This is a genomic window from Streptomyces longisporoflavus (assembly GCF_014649775.1).
GTDB classification, from domain to species: domain Bacteria; phylum Actinomycetota; class Actinomycetes; order Streptomycetales; family Streptomycetaceae; genus Streptomyces; species Streptomyces longisporoflavus.
Genome location: NZ_BMTR01000034.1, coordinates 23717 through 41755 on the forward strand (window position 1 = coordinate 23717; position 18039 = coordinate 41755).

The 18039-nt window shown below is 71.1% G+C and carries 16 protein-coding genes; 1 reads left to right on the top strand and 15 read right to left on the bottom strand.

Annotated elements, in window-relative coordinates; translation table 11 throughout:
• Positions 1-203: 203 nt before the first annotated feature.
• The 9 genes from IE226_RS38190 to IE226_RS38230 all read right to left on the bottom strand — a co-directional run bounded on the left by IE226_RS38190 (position 204) and on the right by IE226_RS38230 (position 11377).
• The gene (locus IE226_RS38190; protein ID WP_190086117.1) at positions 204-1556 is read right to left on the bottom strand and encodes a cytochrome P450; all 1353 of its coding nucleotides are present in this window, start codon (positions 1554-1556) and stop codon (positions 204-206) included.
• Positions 1553-2158, bottom strand: coding sequence for a GTP-binding protein (locus tag IE226_RS38195; RefSeq protein WP_160509866.1), 606 nt, complete (start codon positions 2156-2158; stop codon positions 1553-1555). Before IE226_RS38195 ends, IE226_RS38190 begins: the two co-directional genes overlap by 4 nt.
• Positions 2133-2522 (bottom strand): DUF742 domain-containing protein, encoded by a 390-nt coding sequence (locus tag IE226_RS38200; RefSeq protein ID WP_190086118.1) that lies wholly within the window; start codon positions 2520-2522, stop codon positions 2133-2135. Before IE226_RS38200 ends, IE226_RS38195 begins: the two co-directional genes overlap by 26 nt.
• Positions 2519-2917 carry a roadblock/LC7 domain-containing protein gene (locus tag IE226_RS38205; protein ID WP_190086119.1) on the bottom strand — a complete coding sequence of 133 codons (399 nt, stop codon included), beginning with the start codon at positions 2915-2917 and terminating at the stop codon, positions 2519-2521. Before IE226_RS38205 ends, IE226_RS38200 begins: the two co-directional genes overlap by 4 nt.
• Positions 2914-4113: an ATP-binding protein gene (locus IE226_RS38210; protein ID WP_190086120.1), complete on the bottom strand. Its 1200-nt coding sequence runs from the start codon at positions 4111-4113 to the stop codon at positions 2914-2916. The genes IE226_RS38205 and IE226_RS38210 overlap by 4 nt, the downstream gene beginning before the upstream one ends.
• A 716-nt stretch (positions 4114-4829) precedes the next feature.
• A complete protein-coding gene (locus IE226_RS45145) occupies positions 4830-7235 on the bottom strand; it encodes a serine/threonine-protein kinase (protein WP_308429588.1) in 2406 nt (801 codons plus the stop codon).
• Between the two features lie 140 nt (positions 7236-7375).
• Positions 7376-9748, bottom strand: coding sequence for a protein kinase domain-containing protein (locus IE226_RS38220; protein WP_190086121.1), 2373 nt, complete (start codon positions 9746-9748; stop codon positions 7376-7378).
• Between the two features lie 587 nt (positions 9749-10335).
• Positions 10336-10731 carry a PPOX class F420-dependent oxidoreductase gene (locus tag IE226_RS38225; protein ID WP_190086122.1) on the bottom strand — a complete coding sequence of 132 codons (396 nt, stop codon included), beginning with the start codon at positions 10729-10731 and terminating at the stop codon, positions 10336-10338.
• On the bottom strand, positions 10715-11377 hold the full coding sequence (locus IE226_RS38230; RefSeq protein ID WP_190086123.1) for a TetR/AcrR family transcriptional regulator: 663 nt from the start codon (positions 11375-11377) through the stop codon (positions 10715-10717). Before IE226_RS38230 ends, IE226_RS38225 begins: the two co-directional genes overlap by 17 nt.
• Positions 11378-11476: 99 nt before the next feature.
• Between IE226_RS38230 and IE226_RS38235 the strand changes: the two genes are divergently transcribed.
• Complete coding sequence (locus IE226_RS38235; RefSeq protein ID WP_229871809.1) at positions 11477-12625, top strand: epoxide hydrolase family protein; 1149 nt, start codon at positions 11477-11479, stop codon at positions 12623-12625.
• A 78-nt stretch (positions 12626-12703) separates the two neighbouring features.
• Here IE226_RS38235 and IE226_RS38240 read toward each other — a convergent pair whose 3' ends face one another.
• From IE226_RS38240 to IE226_RS38265, 6 genes are read right to left on the bottom strand one after another with little or no spacing between them, the layout of a single operon-like run.
• The gene (locus tag IE226_RS38240; protein ID WP_190086124.1) at positions 12704-13294 is read right to left on the bottom strand and encodes a sulfotransferase family protein; all 591 of its coding nucleotides are present in this window, start codon (positions 13292-13294) and stop codon (positions 12704-12706) included.
• On the bottom strand, positions 13291-14196 hold the full coding sequence (locus IE226_RS38245; protein ID WP_190086125.1) for a phytanoyl-CoA dioxygenase family protein: 906 nt from the start codon (positions 14194-14196) through the stop codon (positions 13291-13293). Before IE226_RS38245 ends, IE226_RS38240 begins: the two co-directional genes overlap by 4 nt.
• Positions 14193-15218 carry an NAD-dependent epimerase/dehydratase family protein gene (locus IE226_RS38250; RefSeq protein ID WP_229871810.1) on the bottom strand — a complete coding sequence of 342 codons (1026 nt, stop codon included), beginning with the start codon at positions 15216-15218 and terminating at the stop codon, positions 14193-14195. The genes IE226_RS38245 and IE226_RS38250 overlap by 4 nt, the downstream gene beginning before the upstream one ends.
• Positions 15218-16378 (bottom strand): glycosyltransferase family 4 protein, encoded by a 1161-nt coding sequence (locus IE226_RS38255; protein ID WP_190086126.1) that lies wholly within the window; start codon positions 16376-16378, stop codon positions 15218-15220. Before IE226_RS38255 ends, IE226_RS38250 begins: the two co-directional genes overlap by 1 nt.
• 37 nt (positions 16379-16415) lie before the next feature.
• On the bottom strand, positions 16416-17267 hold the full coding sequence (locus tag IE226_RS38260) for a class I SAM-dependent methyltransferase (RefSeq protein WP_190086127.1): 852 nt from the start codon (positions 17265-17267) through the stop codon (positions 16416-16418).
• Positions 17264-18028 (bottom strand): class I SAM-dependent DNA methyltransferase, encoded by a 765-nt coding sequence (locus tag IE226_RS38265; RefSeq protein WP_190086128.1) that lies wholly within the window; start codon positions 18026-18028, stop codon positions 17264-17266. The genes IE226_RS38260 and IE226_RS38265 overlap by 4 nt, the downstream gene beginning before the upstream one ends.
• Positions 18029-18039: the final 11 nt, after the last annotated feature.

Below are 18039 nucleotides of genomic sequence, written 5' to 3' on the forward strand. Positions count from 1 at the left end.
CGCACGCGTTCCTGCTGCTGGGTGTGGTGCGCCGTTGGCCCGGCCGGTTGCCTGCGGAATGGGGCGCGGAGGTTGCGAGGTTCACTGCCTCTCCTTCATCTCGTGTCACTCCAGACACTCCGCGCTGTCCTACCCCAGCAGTTGATCTTTCATGCAGGCTACAACAACTGCCTGTGTCGTCTGCATCACAGGGGGTGTACTGGCTACTGGCCCGTCAGCCACCTCACGAAGCTGCTCCAGCGCGCCGGCTTGCCGGTGGCCTGAGGCTCCGCGGGCGCGGGCGTGGGCGCCTGGGGTGGGTGCGCCTGGTGGCGGGGGGACGCGGCCGTCGGCGCAGGCGCGGCCGCGGGGCGCGGGGTGACCGCCCCGAAGCGGACGGGCAGGCTGGCCAGAGCCCGGTTGAAGGGGCCGGGTCGCCAGGCGAGGCTGTCCGCGGGGACCGCGAGTTCCACGTCCGGCAGCGCGTTGAACAGAGCCTCCAGGCCGGTCAGGGCGATGAGCCTGGCCGGTTCCTTGGACGGGCAGGCGTGCGGGCCCGCGCTCCAGGCCAGATGACCGCGGGTGTCGGCCCCCTGGTCCGCGAGTGCCGTGTTGGCGGCACCGAAGGACACCAGGACCAGCTCACCGGCGCGGACCTTGTCGCCGGCCACGTCTGTGTCGGAGACCGGGTAGTGCGGCGCGTAGTTGGACATGGGCGCGTTGCGCCACAGGGTGTCATCCAGGGCCTTGTCGAACTGTCCGTTGCGGGCGTACTCCTCAACGGTCAGCATCGTGTAGAAGGCGTTGCCGATGAGGTTGCCTTCCGGCTCGCCGCCCGCGCCGAGGAGCAGCACCAGCGTGTGCGCCAGTTCCTCGTCGGTCAGCTGTGCCGGGTGCTGCATCAGGTAGGACGTGATGTCCTCCCCGGGATGGACGCGCTTGAGTGCCACCAGCTCGCCGACCGCCTGGAGCAGGACCTGGCTGGCCTGCTCGGCATTGACGCCGTCGAACATGCCGGAGATGCCGAACAGGACCCGGTCGCCGATCTCCGCCGGGCAGCCGAAGAGTTCGTTGAAGACGTACAGGGGGAGCTGTTGCGCGTAGTCCCTGAGCAGGTCGGCACTGCCGCGAGCGCTGAACTGGTTGATGAGGAACTGGGCGGCCTGGTTGACGATGCGGCTCAGCCGGCTGTTGCTGACGCGGGCGAAGCTCTCGGTGATGGCCTGCCGCAGTCGTACGTGCTCGGCGCCGTCGGTGAACATGCAGTTCGGCCGGTAGGCCAGCAACGGCAGGACCGGGCTGTCGGGGCGGATGAGGCCCTCGTTCAGCGCACGCCAGCGGCGCGCGTCCTTGCGGAAGGTGGTGGGGTCCTGCAACAGCTCAAGAGCCGCGTTGTAGTCGGTCACCAGGGTCGCCTCCACGCCGGGCGCGATGGTGACCGGCGCCGTGGGGCCGAGCTGGTGCATGTAACGGTAGTACGCGTGCGGGTTGGCGGCGAACTCCGGGGTGTCCAGGGATATGCGCTGCCCGCTGCCGTGTGCGGGGCAGCCGGGCGGGGGTACGGGAGGGGTTGTCATGCGTGCTCCAGGGCGGCGCGCTTTTGCAGATAGCGGACCATGGTGATCAGGGCGTTGACGGACGACGCTTTGTCGCGCGCGTCGATGGTGACGACCGGGGTGTCGGGCAGCAGGTCGAGCGCCTCCCGGACTGCTTCGGGGGTGTGTACCGCGCTGCCGTCGAACTGGTTGAGGGCCACGGCGAAGTCGAGGCCGTAGCTCTCGACCAGATCCATGACCTCGAAACTGTCGGCCAGTCGCTCGGGGTCCACCAGGACCAGGGCGCCCAGCGCTCCGCGGGCCATGTCGTCCCACAGATTGACGAACCGCTGCTGGCCCGGTGACCCGAACAGATACAGCACGATGCGCTCGCTGAGGGTCAGGCGACCGAAGTCCAGGGCGACCGTAGTCGTGGTCTTCCCCTGAACTCCCTTGAGGTCGTCGACTCTCTCCGAGAGGCTTGTCATCTGCTCCTCGGTGGACAGCGGCGCGATCTCGGAGAGCGAGCCGATCAGAGTGGTCTTGCCGACGGCGAAGTGCCCGACGACCAGGATTTTCACCGCAGTCTGCTGCGCACCGCTGCGCACGTAGGCGTCTTCAGACAGAGAGAGCCTTGAGACCATCGAGCACCTCCTGAAGCAAGGCCTTGTTGGCGAGACGAGCCGAGGGCACCGGCGCACGGGTGACCAGGTAGCCCCCCTCGGCGAGGGAACTGAGCAGCACCTTGACGACACCCAGAGGCAGCTGGGAATGGGCGGCGATCTCAGCGACCGAGAGGTAGCCGCTGGAGCACATCTCCAGGATCTGCTGCTCCTCGGGCGAGAGCCGCTGGGGGCGCTGCTGATCGTCGGTGGATGTCGTGACGAGAGTGATGAGGGCGAACGCGCCCTCGTCGAGCAGGTCACGCCCACGGGTGATGACATAGGGCCGGACTAATTCTCCGGCCTCGGACACGAGCTCGGGCTCGGTACGGTCCGGATGCGTCATGAGGTGACCGTGTCGGTGCGGCGGGCGGTCGACATGGCCTTGCCCAGTCGGCTGACCAGTTGCTGCATGCGATACGTGATGTCTCCCATGTCGACCTCGGCGGACGCCGCCACGGCGAGGTAGGAGCCACCTCCCGCGGCATTCAGGAACACCCAGCCACCGTCGAACTCGATGAGCGTCTGGCGCCAGGTCGTGCCGTCGTCGCCACAGAAGAAGCCGACGGACCGGCTGAGCGACTGCAGTCCGCTCACGGCGGCGGCCACCTTGTCGGCGTCGTCCCGGCCGATCTCCGCGGTGCGGGACATCTGCAGGCCGTCAGCAGAGATCAGGACCGCGTGCAGGGCATGGGGGATCGCCAGCGCGTCCTCGAGCATCCAGGACAGGTCGTCGCTCACGGGGCATCGAATCCTTCGTGTGTATCGGCAGGAGTGTCGCGTTCGGCGGCCGGTACCCCCGCACTTCGGCCGCTGAGAGTGCCGCGCTGGAATGCGCCCATGGCCGCCACCCGTGCCTCCGCCGACCGGGCCGGCGGCGCGGTCGCTTCCTCGGGCTGGTTGTCCGGCACGAGTGCCATGGCGCGGCGCTTGTTCTGTCGCCGGGGCAGGTCGCCCGCTGTCGTCGCGGGAGCCGAACCGCTGTCCCCTGTGCCCGCGTTGGCTCCTTGCGTTGCGGCGGGCCTCGCGGGTTCCGGCATGTCGGTCAGCAACTCCTTCGGCACCATCACCACCGCTCGGACGCCGCCGTAGGGAGAAGTGCTGTCGATGGTGACCGTGAACCCGAAGCGCGCGCACAGCGCACCGATCACCGCGAAACCGAACGCGGGAGGATTGCCGAGTTCGGAGACGCTCACCGCGGACCCACTGGACAGCAGGGCTGTGGCGGCCGTCTTCTCTTCCTCGCTCATCCCGACGCCTGCATCGTCGATCACGATGCACATGCCCTTGGGCACCGTCCGCACTTCGACGTCGACCATGGAGGACGGCGCCGAGTAGCTGGTGGCGTTGTCGAGCAGTTCGGCCACCGTCAGCGCGACCGGCTCGACGGCGCGGCTGGTCACCGCGATGTCCACCCGCGAGGCGATGTCGATGCGCTGGTAGTGCCGAATACGGCCCTGAGCTGCGCGGATCACGTCGTAGATGGATGCCGCGTCCCGCTGCCGGCCGAGCCACCCGCCGCAGAGCACGGCAATGGACTGTGCACGCCGGTTGAACTGCGAGTTCATGTGGTCGACGTCCAGAAGATCCCGCAGCACGGCCGAATCGCCGTACTTCTTCTGCAGCCCGGAGATGGCCCGCTGCTGTTCCGCCGCGAGGCCCTGAAGGGTCTGCATCGCAGACTTCAGTACGGTATTGGTGGCGTTCTCCGCCTCTTCCTTTGCCTGTCGGACCACCTCGTCGTAGCCCCTGCGGAGCTCTGCGATGGTGGTCTGGAGGTCAGCGTGGCTGCCCTGGAGTGCGGTCAGTTCGCTTTCAAGTCCCCGCTTCTGACGGCGCAACGACTCAGCCGTTTTTCGCTGGCGAACGACCACCATGGTGGCGACAGGGACGCCGGCAGCAAGCGCCCAGACCGTCGGATCCTGCAAAATTGTCATGTGACTCTCTTTGAGCGGCTGGAGTCCAGCTCTCGGATCTGTCCATGCGGACCCTCGGCGTGGGCAGCCTTCACCACCCGGAGAGCCCCCTGGCTGTAGCCAAGCCGAGGAAAAAGTCCACGTGGCATGTGCCCGAGATCGTAACACCAAACGATCATGACGTACTGTCAAGTGCGCCACGCCGTGGCGACGTTGGCGAAAAAGTCATGCTCAGGTCAGTGAAGAAGATGTGAGCGCGACGTGGAGACACATAACAGCAGGCCACGCACTGGGTCGCCCAGCAGTGCGCTGTCCGAGTTTCCGCAGCGCAGGGACGCCCTCACCTTGTGACCGGATGCCCGCGCCGGAACGCGGGCCGGCAAGGCGAAGCACGGGCGGGAGGCGTCCGCTCAGCGCAAGATGGCCAATTTGGGCGCGGCTGGGGGAGTGCGAGGCGTCGACGACTCTGACGCACCCAGTTCGCGCCTCTGTGCTCCGTCGCGTCTATAGCCCCTCGCACACGACAGAATGCGCCCTTTGGGAAGGTGGCGTCTCAACTCTGCATTCCAGGGCACCTGCATCTGCCCGGGCCAGAGGGCACCCCGGCGTTCCGGTTCGCGTTCGGTGGGTTGCCGACGGTGCGGTCAGTGCGATGGGTCCGGGTCCGGCCGGTGGCGGTCGGGCCCGTCCTCGGGCCGGTTTTTCCGGCATCCAGTCGTCCGGCATCCTGCTGGCGGTCACCGGGCCGTGGCGGCGCCGGCGCGGTCAGGGCCCGTCGCGGCGTTGACCGCACGCACGGATTCGTCGTCGATGCGCGCGTACCAGCCAAAGGAGTCGGCGGCGAGGTCGGTGATCACGCCGTCGAGGGGCCATTCCTCGATCAGCTTCCCGCCGCGCAGGCTCAGCGCGCGACACACGCCGCCCGCGGTGGCGTAGACGGTGCCGCCCGCGATCACCGGTGGTACCTGGGCGGTGGTGTCGAACGTCGCGAGCCACAGGCTCGTGCCGCGGCGCAGGTCGATCGCTTGCAGGGTCGTGTCGTTGGCCCAGTGCAGCAGGGCGCCGTCGGCGGTGACGGGGCCGTGCCCACCGCCGGGCAACCGCCGCCACCCGGCGTCGAGCCCGGCGCTGGGGACGCTCCAGCGGGCCGCGCCGTCCGCGGGGTCGAAGCCGATGAGCCGTCCGGCGCCGCCGGCGAGCAGGAGCCCGGTCGCGGGGTGCGTGCGGCCGGCGGGGACGTGGCCGAGCGCGGTGCTGCCGCGGCCGGCGGCGACCTTCATGTCCGCCCGGTGCAGCCGACGGCCGTCGCGTGCGTGGACGACGTGCAGTTCGGCGTCCTCGGTGAGGAGGCCGAACCGGTCGGCGCCCAGGGAGATGGGAGCGGTGAGAACCTGCTCGTCGTCGGCCAGTCCTTGGTACGTCCACAGCGTTCGTCTGGTGGTGGCATCGAGGCAGAGCGGTGGGCCGCCGAGCGGCGAGGGTGTGGGCGCGAGGAACAGCGCGGGGCCGGAGACGGCGGGCTTGTGCCAGTCCGCGACACCTTTGTCGAGGGTCCAGGGGGAGCCGCCCGAGGGCAACACGCGGGAGCGCAGCGCCTGCTGGGTTCCGCCGTCCTCCCCGCTGCTGAGGGTCACCAGACGCCGGGCGGCGACGACGAACCACCGGAGCTCATGTCCAGGGGCGTCCTGTGGTTTCCACGGGTCGCCGTCGGTCACGTCCCGTACCTGGCCGATGATTCCGGGCGCGATGAGTGAGCCGTCGATGACACCCCACAGGGGCTGGGGCGCGTCGGTGGTGGCGCTGGGCGTCTGCCAGCGTCGGGTGCCGGTGCGCGCGTCGGCGGCGCGGATCAGTCCCTGCGTGTCGGCGTAGGGCCTGGTCCCGTGTACGAGCACGGTGGACCCGCTGAGCAGGGTGCCCTTGAGCGCGCCGCCGTCGGTGCGCAACGTCCACCGGACCTTGCCCGGCCGCGAGGATCCCTGCTCGACGCGGAGCCCGGCGTCCTCGTCGTCCCCCTCCCTGCCCTCGCCCGGCGACGAGTGCGAGATCCCGTAGCCGAGGAGCCCGGCGAAGCCGGCACCGGTGAGGGACAGGAGGGAGCGGCGGGTGAGGGTCTGGCGGCGCTCGGAACGGAGGGCGGCGGCGCGGTCCAGGGGAGTGGGCCGGGTAGGAGCGGGGCGGGTAGGGGCGGGCCGCGTGGGTGCGGGTGCGGGTTCGCTCCTGGTGGGTTCCGTGTGCGCCGGGGCGGGGGTGATCAGGGATTGGAGTGGCTCGTCGCGCCACCACAGGGGAGCGGCGGGATCGGAGGTCCGTGCGAGGACGTCGGCCACGGAGGGCCGAGCGGCCGGGTCCTTGCGCAGGCACTGCGCGACGAGATCACGCAGCCCGCCGTCCGTCGGTACGCCGGTGAGGTCGGGCTCCTCGTGTGTGGCGCGGTAGAGCAGCACCGCCACGGGCCCGGAGCCGAAGGGGTGCTCTCCGCGGGCGGCGAAGGCAAGGACCGCGCCGAGCGCGAACACGTCCGCGGGCGGCCCGACGTGGGCTCCGTTGATCTGCTCTGGGGCCATGAACCCGGGGGTGCCGATCATCGCCCCCGCCTCGGTGAGCACCCGGTCATTCGCGGCGCGCGCGATGCCGAAGTCGATGACGCGGGGGCCCTCGCCGGTGAGCAGGACGTTCGACGGCTTGAGGTCACGGTGCACGATGCGGGCCGCGTGGATACTGGTCAGGGCCTCGGCCAGATAGGCCCCGAGCGACAGCGTGACACCGGCGTCGAACAGCGCTCCGGCGGCCCGCGCCTGACGCAGCGTCACGCCGGGCAGGAAGGCAGTGGCGAGCCACGGCACCGAGGAGTCCGGGTCGGCATCGAGCACGGCGGCGGTGTACGCCCCGGTCACGGCCCGCGCGGCGGTGGCCTCCCGACGGAACCGCTCCCTGAAGTGCTCGTCGGTGGCGAGGTGTTCGTGCACGGTCTTCACCGCGACGAGCCGCCCCCCGGGACTGCGCCCGAGATAGACCTGTCCCATCCCCCCGGAACCGAGCCGCCGCATGATCCGATGCCCGCCGAGCGCCGCCGGGTCACCGGCCAGGAGAGGGGTTCCGGGCAACGCGGGGGGTGTGGGGCCGGGGGCTGCTGCGCTCATGAGTGCTCCGGGGTGCGGGGCGGGGTCGGGGGTTCGGGCGGCGCTGCGCTCATCTCGCCGGGAGTGTTGGCGTCACGGCGGTGCGGGGCGGGGGCTGCTGCTAGGTGTGGGCGTACGGGCGGCGCCGCCGGGTGGTGGTGTCATGTCCGCTCCGGGCCACTGATCGCGTACAGCGTGCCGTCCGCGCACAGGTGAACCAGGCCGCCGCTCGCGGTGGCGATGTCTACGTTCGTGACGGCGTCCAGGGCCAGGGCCCACTGCGGCACACCCGTGGCCGCGGCCAGGGCGTGCAGCCCCCAGGTGGGCTCGCCCGAGCCGCCGGGTTCCGGACCGGCGACGTACAGCAGGCCGTCGGCGACAAGCGGAGTGTCCCCCAGGACGCGGACACCCTCGCGGGTCCAGCGAACCGTGCCCGATACCGCCTCATACGCTCGGACGCCGTCCGTCGTCGAGGCGAACACCAGGCCGTCCGCGGCGGTCGTGGTGATGAGCGAGCCGGCGTCCACGGAACGGGTCCAGCGGACGCGGCCGGTGGCCAGGTCGACGGCTTGGATCGCCTCCCCTTGCACGTAGTAGCGGGTCCCCTTCGCGCCGGGATGAACCTGCGGGCGCCGCGCGCCGCCCTCGATCTCCGTCTCCACTGTGCCGTTCGAAGCCCGCAGGACGATCAGCGACTCGTCCTGCGGGTAGGCGTCCGTGCCGGGTATTCCCGGGTTCGCGGAGACGGCCAGGGCGATGCGTCCGCCCGCCTGATCGGCACCGATCACCTCGCCCGCACTCCCTTCATGGAACCAGCGCGGCTTTCCCGTACGGGAGTCGAAGGCGTACGCCCGCCACTTGCGGCCCCAGGCGCTCCGGCGGGCCCGAGCGGTGCCGTACGCGGCGTAGGTCAGCAGACAGACGACCTCGTCGGCCATGATGAACTGCGCCTCGTTCCCCTCCAGTTCACTCGGCTCGGCGTCGAACGTGGGCCGAGGGCGGTGCGGGTTTCGGGACAGCAGGCCAGAATCCCAGGCCTTGCGGCCCGTGGCCCTGTGCAGGGCCACGAGCTCGGCGTGGAAGAGCGGTTCACGCAGGACGTAGACCAGGTCACCGCGGGCGTCCACGCTCCGCAGGTCCTCAGCCGGGTACTCCCAGCGCAGGGTGCTGGTGACCGCGTCCAACCGCATGGCGGCGGCATTGTCGATGACGTACAGATCGTCGCCCTCGCGCACCATCGAGCCCCCATACGTGATTTCGCCGATGCCGGTCTTCCACCGCAGCCGTCCCCGCGGCAGTCGCCTCCGCCGCGCGTCGGACGGCTCGCCGGCGCCGCCGCCGTCTGCCTGGTTCAAAACGATCCCCGTGGCGGTGGCGACTCCCGCCGTGGCGAGCGCGGTACCGGCCCAGGCGAGCAGGCGCCGACGGGACGCGGGAGCGGGGCGGGCCGGCCGCGCACCGGACCGGGGCTCGCGCGGGGGCCGGCTGGTGGTGTCGGGTGGCAGTGCATCGGTCTTGGCGGCGGACCGTTGCGGTGGCGGTGCGTCAGTCCTGGTGGCGGGCGGTTTCAGCGGCGGAGCGTCAGCCCTGTCGGCGGGCGGCGGCGGGCTCGCCGCCGCCCTCTCCCCTTCTGCTTCCTCCGCGCCCGCGACCAGCTCCGCGACCGCGTCCTCCTGGCGGCGCACCATCCCCGACACCGGTTCCCGCTCCCACCACGGCACGTCGGCGGCCCGCGCTCCGCACCAGGTGAGGATCTCCCCGACCGGCGGCCGGTCCCCCGGTTCGCGGGCGAGGCAGCGGCCGAGGAACGTGCGCCAGGAGGAGTCCGGCAGGCCCTCCAGGTCGGGCTTGTCGTGCAGCGTGCGGTACAGAACCGCGGGCGCGCCGCCCATACCGAACGGGGCGCGGCCCGTGGCCGCCAGGGTGAGGACCGCGCCGAGGGCGAACACGTCGGCCGCGGGGCCCGGCCTACCGTCACGGGCCAGTTGCTCCGGGGCGATGAAGCCGGGCGAGCCGATCGCCTCGTCGGCGGCGGTCAGGCTCTCTTCGGCCGCGCTCTTCGCGATGCCGAAGTCGAGGACCTTCGGGCCGTCCCGGCCGATGAGGATGTTCGACGGCTTCAGGTCACGGTGCGTGAGCCCCGCCGCGTGCACCCCGGTCAGCGCCTCCGCGAGTGCCGCGCCCAATGAGGCGAGTTCGGCGCAGCCAAGTGGCCCGTGTGCGACGACTGCCGCCGTGAGATCGGGCCCCGCGCAGAACTCCGTGGCCAGCCACGGCTCCGCGGCATCCGGGTCGGCATCGAGGACCGCCGCGGTGAAAGGCCCGACGACGGCACGCGCGGCCGCCGTCTCCCTGCGGAACCGCTCCCTGAACTCCGGCTCCGCCGCGAGGTGTTCGTGCACCGTCTTGACGGCGGCGAGCCGCCCGGACACGGAACGCGCCAGACGCACCCGCCCCATACCGCCCTCCCCGAGCGGTGCGACGATCCGATATCCGCCGATCACCACCGGCCCGCCCTGTGCGGCCTGCGCCATACCCTGGCTTCCCCCTCCGCCCCGGCCGAACCTCCGGACCCCCGCTCCTGCGGACGATCTGTGCGACGCCTGCGGAGCATCCTATGGTTGCAGCGAAGAGCGAAGGCAATGGTGTCTTTCGCGGGCCGCGGAAACGATTCGACGACGCGGCTACGTCCAGCCCTGACCGGGTTCGTCGGCCCACCCGGGGGTTGGTGTGATGGCTGCTTTTCCTTGCTCGGTTCGACGTGAGGCCCCTCGCGGGTTTCAGCAGGCAGGCCGCGCCCGAGGTAGCACGACGTGGGCGCCCGCGTCGCCGCTCCTGCCGCTGACGACCAGTCAGCTGTCCCGGCGGCACCGATGGGCGACGAACCGGTCGAGGAGCTCACCGGACCACGGGGCGGAGCTGGTCGAGCTCCCGGTCTGGGCGCCGGGCAGAGGGAGAAGACCCCCACCAGCCGCCGTGAGCCCGCACGGGCAACTCCCCAAAGCTCGTGGGCCGCCAGCGCAGCATCGTGAGCGGGTGCGTGGAGACGGCGGCGGCCACGATCCGGTCGTCCAGTCGGCCCTCAGCGCCGCTGCGTCCGTATTCGGCGCCGTGCCCCTGGTCAGCGGCGAGGGGTGTGCAACGTGTCGACGCTGATCGTCAGCAGAACGCGTTCCTGCTGTTGGCCGCCGAACTGTGGGTAGGGGCGCCCCAGATACTTGTGTGCCAGCTTGTCGATGTGCTCCTCGGCGCCCTGCGTCGTGGACGATGCGACCATGCCACGGGCTGCCCAGTAGCGGGCCGGCGCGCTCGGGTCGGCGATGGCGACGGCGACGCGTGGGTCGCGGGCGATGTTCTTCGTCTTCTGGTGCGTGGTCACCGTGTTGATGAGGATGTTGCTGCCGTCGGTGTCGACCCAGGTCTGGGTGATCTGCGGGGATCCGTCGGGCATGAGGGTGGTCAGGAAGCAGAGGGCCGGCGTGTGCAGGACATCGACCAGGTCATTCGGCAGGTTCATTGGTGGCTTTCTTGTCTCGCGGTGTGGCGGGGACGCCGAAAAGGCGATCGATGAGTTCTTCGTCCGGTTGCCTGGCGGGCAGCTCGGCATGCTGGAGCCCGGCGAGTGCCACGGTCAGGGCGCGTCGCCACAGCTCTGGGTCGATGTGCCGGGCGGTATCCATCACCGCACCGACCATGAGGTGGATCGTGACCAAGTCGGCGGGCACGACCGTGGCCGGTAGCTGGCCGGCCTGGATCGCCCGCTCGAGCAGATCCGCCGCGAGTGGCGTGATCTGAGCGCGCCCCCGGATCACGAGTTCGGACGACTGATGACCGCCGCGCAACAGCTGGCCGAGGCCACGGTTGCCTGCCTCCAGTTCGAGCTGCCGCTCCATGAACCAGGTGAGTCCGCTCCAGGGGTCGTCGGACTGGCACGCCTGCCGGGCGATCTCGACAACGGCGTCGATGTGCTCGGCGAACAAGATGTCCACGAGCTCCTGCCGATCGGGGAACCGACGGTAGACGGTGCCCATGCCGGTGCCGGCCGCGGTGGCGATCTCCTCGTACGTCACCTCCAGGCCGTCACGCGCCATCAGTGCATGTGCTGTCTCCAGCAGGAGCCGGCGGTTGCGCTCGGCGTCGCGGCGCAGGGGGCGTTCTGTCATGCGCACACCGTAACAAGTGGAAAAATGCTTCTCAAGTTGAATTTCTATTCCACTTTAGCGTTACGGTGGAGCCCCGCCCCCCGTCCAGGGAGATGTCGCATGTCACCCCAGCCCATGAGTGTCGAGCCCTTCCGCGTCGCAGTGGACGCCCGGGAACTCGACCGCCTCGTCCGCCGCCTCGCGGACACACGCTGGCCAGACCGCGAAACCGCCCCGGACCAGGGCCCTCGGCTGGAGCAGATCCGCGCGCTGTGCGACCACTGGGCCAACGACTATGACTGGCGGCGTTGCGAGAAGGAGATCAACGATCTCGGGTCGTTCCGTACCGGCCTCGACGGCGTCGGCGTGCACTTCCTGCACGTGCGCTCGCCCGAACCCTCGGCGCTCGGGCTCCTGCTCTGCCATGGCTGGCCCGGTTCGATCCTCGAATTCCGGCACCTGATCGGACCGTTGACCGACCCCGTCGCACACGGCGGCCGGGCCGAGGACGCCTTCCATGTCGTCATTCCCTCGATGCCCGGCTTCGGCTTCTCCGACAAGCCCACCGAGGCCGGCTGGGGAATCCCCCGGATCGCCGACGCCTGGGTCACGCTCATGGAGCGTCTGGGCTACAGCGAGTGGGTCGCACAGGGGGGCGACTGGGGATCGGCCGTCGTGGAGGCAATCAGCCGCAAGGCACCCGAGGGTTTCCTCGGCATGCACGTCAACTTGCCGATGGTGTTCCCCACCGCCAGGGAGATCAGCGAGGCGACACCGGACGAGCAGCGCATGCTGGCCGCAGCGCAGAACTACCAGGCACGGCTGGACGGCTATTTCAAGGAGCAGTCCACCAGGCCGCAGACCATCGGCTACTCGCTCGCCGACTCGCCTGCCGGGCTGGCCGCATGGATCTACACACTCTTCCAGGACGTCACGGACAGCGACGCCGATCCCGAATCGGTCATCGACTGCGACGAGATTCTGGACGACATCATGATGTATTGGCTGCCCAACGCCGGTGCCTCCTCAGCACGCCTGTACTGGGAAGCACGGCAAGAGGCGCCCACCCCTTCCGAGCCGAACCAAGTGCCGGCCGGATTCAGCGTCTTCCCCCGCGAGGCCATCCAGGCTTCTCGACGGTGGATCGAACGGCGGTACGCCAACGTCCTCCACTACCGCCAGCTGGACCGCGGCGGGCATTTCGCAGCCCTGGAGCAGCCCGCGGTCCTCACTGATGAGATCCGGACGACCTTCCGCTCGCTCCGCTGAGGCGAGCCGGGCGGACTTGAACACGGCGGCGGAAAAGGGGATGCCGCCGGCCTTGTCACGGACCGCCGTAACCCCACATCAGGCGGGCCAGCGGCCCTCGTGCGGATATGGCGTTTTCGGGACCGGGCGGCCCAGGAATGCGGCCAGACGGGCGTAGGGGTCGGGGGAGGAGGGATCGAGGATCAGCAGCGAGCCCGGACGGCCGGCGAACAGGGCGCGGACCTCGGCCAGATGACGGCGGTGGACGTGCCGGAAGCGGTCCTCGTCGAACGTGTGGCAGCCGTAGACCGCGGCCCGCAGGAAGAGCTGCAGAGAGAGGTAGCGCTCCCCGTACTCGGTCTTGCGGTGTGGTGGGCGGCTCCAGTGGCGGGCGCAGGAGCGCAGCCACAGGTCCTCGTCGCGGACGGTGAGGACGAATTTCGCGTCTGGCCACGCCCGGTCGAGCTGGGCGACGTAGGGGACGGTCGTGATGTCGGTGATCCCGTCGTGGCGGGTGAGCAGCGGGAAGCGCGCGTCACCGCGCAGCAGCGTCCGATACGTGTCCTCGTCCGCCGGGTAGTGGACGACGTTGTGCCCCAGGACGTGCAGGGCGGCGGTCAGTGACTGGGTGCCGGTGCGCGAGAGGCCGATGCCGAAGACTTTGCGGCCGGGAGGCTCCCCGGCGCTCATCGGAGGCCTCGCAGCGCGTGCCGCAGGCCGGCGGGCGTCAGCCGGGAGCGCAGCGGGGCCAGCGGGGCGAGGGGGGTGCTGAGCAGCCGCTGGTCGAGGTAGGGGACCCACCCGGTGGCCTGCCTGGGGTAGCGGGGAGGCCCGGCCGAGAAGCGTTTGGTCAGGACGAACCGGGTGGCGTCGGTGGTGTTGGGCTGCGAGGCATGCAGGTGGTCACCGGCGAACAGGAGGATGTCGCCGGGGTCGAGGGCGAGATCAACCGGGTCGCCCGTGTGCTGCCCGGGAAGCAGGGTGTGGCCGTCGTGGCGGAGGGGGCGGCGGAGGGCGTCCGGATAGAGGATCAGGCCGTTGCCGCGCTGTACGGGGGTGACGGCCATCCAGAGATTGACGGAGTTCAGGGCTGTGTTGAACCAGGAATCGACGTGGGCGTCACGAGGCGTCAGGAAGCCCTCGCGTGAGGCGAATTCGGAGGGATCGGTGACTGTACCGAGCGGCGGCATGATGCGGATGCCGAGGTGCTCGCTGAGGTAGGGGAGGGTATCGCGCGGTGTGAGGGCGGCCGTCACGTCGTGCAGCAGGCGTCGCCCCAGCGGGCGCAGCCGGGTTTCCAGGTCGGTACGGATCGCCTCGATCGCGGGGGTGTCGGCGTACCGGTGCAGCTCGTCCAGGGGCGCGTCCACGGCCGGGCTGCCCGGCAACCGGTGGGCCGCTGCCGCGCGGGCGAGCCGTTCGATGTCGGGCAGATGGCCGAGGTGACGGAGCCCACCGGCGAGGACGACGAGGTCCCCGGCGAGCACCCTCCGCAGCGCGACGGGAAACCCGGCAGGGGTGAGCTGCACCCTGTGCAGCGCGGCGGACCGGACGGGGGCGGGCCCCGGAGGGCGGGAGGAAGGCGGGTTCACCGGTCGTCTCCTGTCCGCGCGCGACTGCGCCTGTCCGGCGGGTATACGGGTGGTGCGCCTACCGGGACGGCGGTCCGGCCCGGCGCCGGGGCGAAGGCCGGGTCGGCCGCCCGTGCCATGGCCGCCAGACCGTCCATGAACTCGACGCGGGGTCGGAATCCGAAGGCGGCGCGGGCCCGGCCGATGTCGGCGCCGGTGTGCCGGGCATCGCCCGGGGCGGCCGGGTGACGGGACAACAGCACCGGTCCGACGAGACGTTCGAAGGCGCCGACGGCCATGTTCATGGAGACCGGGCTGCCGCCGCCGATGTTGGCGACGCCGGTGAACGGGCTGCGGGCCGCGGCGCGCATCGCGGCCACGACATCGGAGACGTACGTGAAGTCGCGGGTCTGCCGGCCGTCGCCGTAGAGCCGGAACGCCTGCCCTCCGCTCGCCGCGGAGAGCAGGCGGGCCAGCGCCATGTCGGGCCGCTGGCGCGGCCCGTAGACCGTGAACAGGCGCAGCGCGACCGTCGGCAGCCCGTGCACCGTGCGGTACAGCTCGCAGAGGTGCTCGCCGGCGAGCTTGGTGACTCCGTACGGGGAGACCGGCCGCGGGTGCGCGGTCTCCGGGGTGGGGCGGCCGAGCGCGTCTCCGTAGACGGAGGAGCTGGACGCGTACACGAACTTGGCGGGCGGGTGGGCGTGCGCGGCCTCCAGCAGGCGCTGTGTGGCGAGCACGTTGCGGTTGCTGTAGAGGGCGAAGTGGTCTCCCCAGGACGGCCGGACGCCCGGCTGGCCCGCCAGGTGGTACACGACGTCCGCGCCGGCGAGAAGCCCGGCCGGGTCGGTACTCAGCAGGTCCGTGTGGCGGAAGGTGAAGCGGGGGTTGTTCAGGGCGGTTTGCAGATTGCGGCGTTTGACCGCCGGGTCGTAGTGATCGGTGAGGGAGTCGACGCCCACGACGACGTCGCCGGCCGCCAGCAGGTGCTCGCACAGATGGGATCCGATGAAACCGGCCGCGCCGGTGACCAGCGCGCGCATCAGCGCCTCCCCTGACGGGCGGCCGGTTCGGCGGCCGTGCGCGGCCCGGCGAACGGGGCCAGCACGCGGTCGGCGCGGTGCCGCCAGGTGTACGTGGTCAGTAACTGGCGGCGGGCTTCAGCCCCCAGAGTCGCCCGGAGGTCGGGGTCGGCGGCGAGCCGGCGGATCGCCCGTTCCCACGCGTCGATGTCGCCGGGTGGCACGAGGAGGCAGTTGACGCCGTCGGCCATGACCTCGCGCAGCACGGGCAGGTCGGAGGCCACCACGGGCAGCCCGTGGGACATGTACTCGAACAGCTTCATGGGCGAGACCCAGCGGCTGATGTCCCCGACGCCCTGCGCGCAGGCCACGCGCTGCTGGTAGGGGGCCAGCACGATGTCGAACGCCCGGTAGTAGGGGTGGAGTTCGGCGGGCGGATGGTGGCCGTGGAAGTACAGGTGGGGCTGGTGGGTGCGTTGTCTCCAGTGCTCCAGGTCGGCCTCGGTGCCGCCGACGACGTGGAAGTCGGCCTCCGGCATCCGGTCGGCGAGCGCCAGGATGATGTCGGTGCCGCGGCCGGGGTACAGATGGCCGACGTAACCGATCCTGAGCGCGCCCGGCCGCCCTGGGAGATCGGCTTCCGGTCCGGGCGGGGGCGGGTCGGCGCAGTCGGACGCGGTGACCCGGGCCGGTCCGCCGGCGGCGCGGAGCGCGGGGAAGGCGCGCGCGTAGTCGTCGGCGAGCGCCTGCGAGACGAACACGACACCGCGCAAGGACCGGCTGCGCAGCAGCAGGCGTTCGACCGCCCGCTCCCGGCGGCTGTCCCACAGCAGGTGGGTTTCGTAGACGCTTGGCGCCAGGCCGCCGGCGGCCACGAGTGCGCGCAGGTCGCGGCCGTACACCGCGTCGGGCACACCGTCGCGACGGATCGCGCGGCGCACCCCCCAGGCGCGCAGCCAGGGGCCGAGCAGCGGCAGCCGGGGCATCGGGAAGGTTTGTACGGGGAAACGGTTACGGGTGCCGTAGTAGGCGTGGACGTCGTCGGAGGTCATCTCGCCGCGCAGGGCGTAGAGGCGCACGTCGTGCCCGGCGTCGGCCAGCGCGTCGCACATGCGCATGACGTGGACGCCGTTGGCGTAGACCGACGGGATGCTGCCGGAGTGCAGGTAGGCGATGCGCATGCGACGGTCCTCCGGGCGGTGGGTGGCGGTGGCGGTGTCACGGGCGGCTGGGCCCGGCGGGCTTGGAGGCGCGCAGCGAGAACGACAGCGGCATCGCCGGCAGCGTGCCGGGCAGCCTCCACCAGCCGTCCGGGTCGCGTTCCATGAACGGCAGCAGGCGCCAGCCCACGAAAGGCCATTCGTGCAGGAAGTCCACCCGCAGCCCGGCGTCGGCAAGGGCGGTGATCAGATCGCCCATGGTGTGCCCCCAGACGTACTCCACGTCCGGGATGCGGGCCTCGGGTACGGAGGTGGGGCTGCGGTACTCGAAGGCCAGAGGAGCGGGCTCGCCGAAGTAGGAGTAGCGAAGGCGTAGTTCGGGGTCCTTAACGGCGGTGTCGAGCATCCAGGCGGACGGGTGGAACTCGAAGAGGTAGAGGAAGCCGCCGGGGGCGAGGAAGTGCGCGACGACGCGGGCCCAGGTACGCAGATCGGGGAGCCAGCCCAGGGCCCCGTTGGAGGTGTAGACGATGTCGTAGCTGCCGGTGAGGACGTCCGGCAGGGTCAGGACGTCGGCTTCGACGAAGCGGGCGCCGGGAGCGACGTCGGCGGCCAGTCCGGTGGCGATCTCCACGGCGCGGGAGGAGAAGTCCACCCCGGTGACGCGGGCGCCGAGCCGGGCCCAGGACAGGGTGTCGAGGCCGACGTGGCACTGCAGATGGAGCAGGGACCTGCCCTCGACGGGGCCCACCTCGTCCCGCTCCAGCGGCCGCATCCGGTTGCCGCCCGCACGGAAACCGTCGAGGTCGTAGTCGTCGGAAGCGGCCTTGAGCGGCGTCCACTGCTGCCAGAGCCGGTGGTTGTCCGCGATGTAGCGCCCGGGGTCGCGCGACGCGCTCGCGGCGGTCATGCGGGCAGCTCGTACACGGAGACGTGGTGGGTGCAGGAGTCGGTCAGCGGTCGTCCCGACCAGCCGCCGGTACGCCGTACCAACCGCAGGCCCGCCAGCTCCGCCAGCAAGTCGAGCTCTCCGGGGGAGAAGTAGCGGAAGGAGACGCGTACGTGGCGCATCCGGCCGTCGTCGAGCACCGCGTAGTCGGAGGTGTACTGCTGGCGGGCGGGGTGCAGCGTGCGGGTGCGGAGCACGAAGCCCCCACCAGGGGTGTCCACCGGCTGGGTGCCGCTGCCGAGGGTGGCGAGCGCCTCGGGCAGATGCGCGTCGAGCACGAAATGCCCGCCGGGCCTCAGCCGCCGGGCGGCGGAGGCGAGACAGCGGCGCTGGGCCTCTTGGGTGTCGAGCTCGGCGAAGGTGCCCCCGGCCGCGTAGACGAGCGCGTACCGCCCGGTGTCCGTGGGGTCCGGGGGCGCGGCGAAGTCGCCGAGCGTCACCCTGATCGCGTCGCCGCCGGGCTTGGCGTGCAGCTGGGCGGTCATCTCGGGGGAGGCGTCGAGCCCTTCGACGGTCAGACCCAGCGCGGCCAGGGGCAGGACCACCCGGCCGGTGCCGCTGCCCAGTTCGAGCAGGGGGCCGGGCGGCCCTTCCTTGGCGAGAGCCGCCAGGAAGCCGACGGTGGAGTCCGTGGTCGACGCGGCGAACCAGTCGTCGTACCGGTCGGCGAACAGCGCGGCGTACGAGGGCTGTGCCGACGTGTCGTGCGGGAGCGCGGACATGAGGTCCTCCC

Coding starts and splice junctions, on each gene's coding strand:
- IE226_RS38190 (WP_190086117.1), bottom strand. CDS start 1,556: ATGACAACCCCTCCCGTACCCCCGCCCGGCTGCCCCGCACACGGCAGC.
- IE226_RS38220 (WP_190086121.1), bottom strand. CDS start 9,748: ATGGCGCAGGCCGCACAGGGCGGGCCGGTGGTGATCGGCGGATATCGG.
- IE226_RS38230 (WP_190086123.1), bottom strand. CDS start 11,377: ATGACAGAACGCCCCCTGCGCCGCGACGCCGAGCGCAACCGCCGGCTC.
- IE226_RS38200 (WP_190086118.1), bottom strand. CDS start 2,522: ATGACGCATCCGGACCGTACCGAGCCCGAGCTCGTGTCCGAGGCCGGA.
- IE226_RS38265 (WP_190086128.1), bottom strand. CDS start 18,028: ATGTCCGCGCTCCCGCACGACACGTCGGCACAGCCCTCGTACGCCGCG.
- IE226_RS45145 (WP_308429588.1), bottom strand. CDS start 7,235: ATGAGCGCAGCAGCCCCCGGCCCCACACCCCCCGCGTTGCCCGGAACC.
- IE226_RS38260 (WP_190086127.1), bottom strand. CDS start 17,267: ATGACCGCCGCGAGCGCGTCGCGCGACCCCGGGCGCTACATCGCGGAC.
- IE226_RS38250 (WP_229871810.1), bottom strand. CDS start 15,218: ATGCGCGCGCTGGTCACCGGCGCGGCCGGTTTCATCGGATCCCATCTG.
- IE226_RS38195 (WP_160509866.1), bottom strand. CDS start 2,158: ATGGTCTCAAGGCTCTCTCTGTCTGAAGACGCCTACGTGCGCAGCGGT.
- IE226_RS38255 (WP_190086126.1), bottom strand. CDS start 16,378: ATGCGCATCGCCTACCTGCACTCCGGCAGCATCCCGTCGGTCTACGCC.
- IE226_RS38210 (WP_190086120.1), bottom strand. CDS start 4,113: ATGACAATTTTGCAGGATCCGACGGTCTGGGCGCTTGCTGCCGGCGTC.
- IE226_RS38235 (WP_229871809.1), top strand. CDS start 11,477: ATGTCACCCCAGCCCATGAGTGTCGAGCCCTTCCGCGTCGCAGTGGAC.
- IE226_RS38240 (WP_190086124.1), bottom strand. CDS start 13,294: ATGAGCGCCGGGGAGCCTCCCGGCCGCAAAGTCTTCGGCATCGGCCTC.
- IE226_RS38225 (WP_190086122.1), bottom strand. CDS start 10,731: ATGAACCTGCCGAATGACCTGGTCGATGTCCTGCACACGCCGGCCCTC.